We start from the raw sequence: 3700 nt of genomic DNA on the forward strand, positions 1-3700 counted from the left end.
GTTGCATCAGTATATTCTTGTTTTGATTATGGCAAAAGAAAAACAGAAAAAAGAAACAATTACTTCAAAAACCTTAAAAAAGATCTTCAGGCAAACTTGCAAAAACGTTTAGCCCTCATTGAAGAACTCAAAGGACTGATTGATGTGGAAGAAAACATCAATACCACCTATAAACATTTCAAAGATATTCAGGAACGATGGCGTGAAGCCGGTCCTATTCCTCGTGACGGCTACAATACCGTGTGGAATAATTACCATCACCACGTAGAAAACTTTTATGATTTTCTCCACCTCAACAGAGAATTCAGAGACCTTGATTTTAAGCACAACCTGGAGCAAAAATTAAAAATCATAAACCGCGCAGAAGAACTTGCTAATGAAAGCAATGTCAACAAGGCATTTAGAGAACTTCAGTTGCTTCATAAAATGTGGAAAGAAGACACAGGCCCTGTTGCTAAAGAATACCGTGACGATGTTTGGGACAGGTTCAGCGCAGCTACAAAGGTTATTCATGATAAACGTGCAGAATATCAGAAAGAAATTGAAAAAGATTTTGAAAAAAACCTTGAACTAAAAACTGAAATCACTAACCAAATCAAAGAACTTTCAGAAAACACAAAAAATAGTCATCAGGAGTGGCAGCAGAGTATTAAAGCATTAGAAAAATTAAGAGAAGAGTTTTTTAATGCCGGGAAAGTACCCTCAAAAAATAATGAAGAAAGCTGGGGTTCTTTTAAAGAAGCAGTAAGAAACTTTAACCGTAAGAAAAATCAATACTATAAAAATCAGAAAAAAGAACAATTTGCAAACCTTTCCAAAAAGCAGGAATTAATCAAAATTGCCGAAGAAAACAAAGACAGTGAAGATTTTGATGTAGTGACTCCTCTTATGAAAAAAATTCAGAATGAGTGGAAGCAAATTGGTCATGTTCCAAGAAAGGACAGTGATAAAATATGGAAACAATTTAAGGCAGCTTGTAATCACTATTTTGATCGTTTTCACGAAAGCAGAAACAAAGCAAGTGAAGAAGAAGTAAAAAATCTTGAAGCTAAAAACACACTATTGGACGAGTTAAAGGCTTTTGACCTTTCTGGTGAACCAAAAAGTGATTTAAAATATATTAAAGACAAAATAAAAAATTGGAAAGATATTGGAAGAGTTCCTTTTCCAAAAAAGAATATTGAAAGTAAGTTTAATAAAACCATTGATGCGCTTTTCAAAAAGCTGGATGTCAGCAAAAAAGAAATTGAACTCATCAAATATGACAACAAGTTGAATAACATTACCTCACACGACGATGAGCGTAAAATCCAAAATGAACGTTTTTTTATAACTAAAAAAATAGATGAAGTAAAACAGGAAATTAATCAACTGGAAAACAACTTAGGTTTTTTTCAACATGTTGATGACTCCAACCCAATGGTAAAAGAAGTTCATAAAAACATTCAAAGACACAAAGACGAATTGGAACTTTGGAAAGAAAAACTTAAAAAGCTAAAAGAAGTAATGTAAATACTTTTTAGGGGTTTTTAACTTTTACCCAGCAAATGATCAAGAAGGGATCTTGTTTTTCTACTGTTCCAGTCAGCTACACCTGTTTTATTTATTACTATTTTTCCACTTTTATCGATGATATATGTTGTTGGTAATGCATTAGAGTTAAGTCCTAATGGAGGTTCTTCCAATGATTGATAGACCGGAAAATCATACTCATTTTTATTCAAAAAAGTAGTAATTGTTGAACGTTTTTCGTTAGAAACAAAATAAAACTCTACTTGTTCACCATAGTCATTGTGTAATTCCTGTAATGAAGGCATCTCTGCAATGCAGGGCGGGCACCAGGTAGCCCATAAATTGATTAAAATCACCTTACCTTTTGAATCTGAAAGGTTTACTAGGTCTCCGTGAATGTCTTGTAATTGCCACGAAAAATCTGAAAGACTCTCTCGGTTTTGTTCTTCTATAGCATTTGGACTAAAAGCAATCAATCGCTGTACAAAAACCTGAATAGGAATTCGTGTTTGTGGTATAATTAACAGCAGTAAAAAAATACCAAAAAGTATATTGGAAAAGTGCTTTTTTAAAAATTGCATAATGTAATGTAGAGAGTTGCAAAACTTAAATACAAAGATACAGACACTCTCATCAGTTACAAATTAATTTAGGCAACCTTAACATTGGAACTAGGGCCTTATTCTTTGAAATAAAAATGCATCTTTAAATGAATTACCAAAATAAACCCAGTCTTTTTTAACAGCTGTATTTACAAACCCGGCTTTTTCAAAAAGTTTTTTGCTTTTCACATTATTCTCAAGAACAATTGCAAACACTTGATGTACATCAAAGTGTAAAAAAGCATAGTTACAAAGTAAATTGATTGCTTCAAAAGCAAAGCCTTTACTTCTTTGTTCCTCATCTTTAATTACAATTCCTAGCCCCACACGTTTGTTTTTTGGGTCAAAATCATAAAGGTCAATAAGTCCCAGAAAACCATCGTTCAAAGTAGTGATTGCTAAACGCAATTGTTTAATTTCATAAGTATCTTTAGAAGAGTTTTTGAGGTAATTTTTTAAAATAAAACGCGAAAAGGGAGTCTGGCTCTCACCATATTCCCAAAAATCAGTATTGTTTTCAATTTGATAAAGAAAATCCAAATCAGTTGGTTCAAGAGCACGAAGTTTAACCTTTTCACCTGTTATCATTTCCATTCACCTTTAAAAACCATTACTGCAGGGCCTGTTAAATATACATTTTTATAAACACCTTCTTCTTTTTCAAAACTCACGGTCAACTCTCCTCCGGAGGTTTGTAAAAACACTTTATTTGATTTCGTCAAACCTTTAGAATGCATAGCAATAGCAACTGCTGTAACTCCGGTTCCGCATGAAAGGGTTTCCGCTTCCACTCCCCGCTCATAAGTTCTAACTGAAAATGTGGATTCAGTTATTGATTCAACAAAATTAATATTGGCACCCTCCTTTCCATAAAGTTCATTGCGTAACCTAGCTCCATGAGTTAGAACATCAAAATTTGACAAATTTTCACACAATGTTATGTGATGTGGAGAACCCGTGTCAAGAAAAGTATACTCATTCTCTTCTACTACTTTAGAAACAGAATTCATTTTTAAGGAAACAATACCTTGCTCTAAACTTGCTTCGTGAACGCCATCTATAGCCTCAAAAATGGTTTTGCTTTGAATAATCCCCAGAAAATTGGCAAAATGCACCAAACAGCGACCACCATTTCCACACATACTGCTTTGATTTCCGTCTGCATTGTAGTATACCATTTTAAAATCGAGGCTTGAATGGTTTTCCAAAAGAATTAATCCATCTGCTCCAATGCCAAATTTTCGGTTACAGAGTAGTGAAATAAATTTGGTATCATTTTTGGAAAAGAATAACTGACGATTGTCGATAAGAACAAAATCGTTTCCGGTTCCTTGATATTTATAGAAAGTAAATTGCATAAAACAAAGGTACTATTATTTCAGTTGATTACCTCTTGTTAAATGCCCGTTAAAACTATTTTGAATCAAATTACAAACTAATAATTTTACAATAAAAATGTTTAAATACTTAAATTTCAGACTTATGAAAAGAAACGCTAGCCTATTTATAATTGCGATTTTTTCGGGAGTCTTAACCCTAAGCGGTTATAAATTTTTCATAGAAGAAAAACCCGAAACTTCGATCAT

General features: G+C 33.0%; 4 protein-coding genes. 1 reads left to right on the plus strand and 3 read right to left on the minus strand.

What is annotated here, in order from left to right:
* A partial coding sequence (locus tag AACY61_RS10385) for a DUF349 domain-containing protein (protein WP_339611508.1) occupies positions 1 to 1512 on the plus strand: 1512 nt, incomplete at its 5' end.
* Between the two features lie 17 nt (positions 1513 to 1529).
* Here the strand turns inward: AACY61_RS10385 and AACY61_RS10390 are convergent.
* The 3 genes from AACY61_RS10390 to dapF all read right to left on the minus strand — a co-directional run bounded on the left by AACY61_RS10390 (position 1530) and on the right by dapF (position 3472).
* A complete protein-coding gene (locus AACY61_RS10390) occupies positions 1530 to 2093 on the minus strand; it encodes a TlpA disulfide reductase family protein (protein ID WP_339611509.1) in 564 nt (187 codons plus the stop codon).
* Between the two features lie 90 nt (positions 2094 to 2183).
* Positions 2184 to 2708, minus strand: a complete 525-nt coding sequence (locus AACY61_RS10395) for a GNAT family N-acetyltransferase (protein ID WP_339611510.1) — start codon at positions 2706 to 2708, stop codon at positions 2184 to 2186.
* Positions 2699 to 3472, minus strand: a complete 774-nt coding sequence (dapF, locus tag AACY61_RS10400; protein ID WP_339611511.1) for a diaminopimelate epimerase — start codon at positions 3470 to 3472, stop codon at positions 2699 to 2701. Before dapF ends, AACY61_RS10395 begins: the two co-directional genes overlap by 10 nt.
* Between the last annotated feature and the right edge of the window lie 228 nt (positions 3473 to 3700).

The sequence above is a fragment of the uncultured Planktosalinus sp. genome (assembly GCF_963973675.1).
GTDB lineage: Bacteria > Bacteroidota > Bacteroidia > Flavobacteriales > Flavobacteriaceae > Planktosalinus.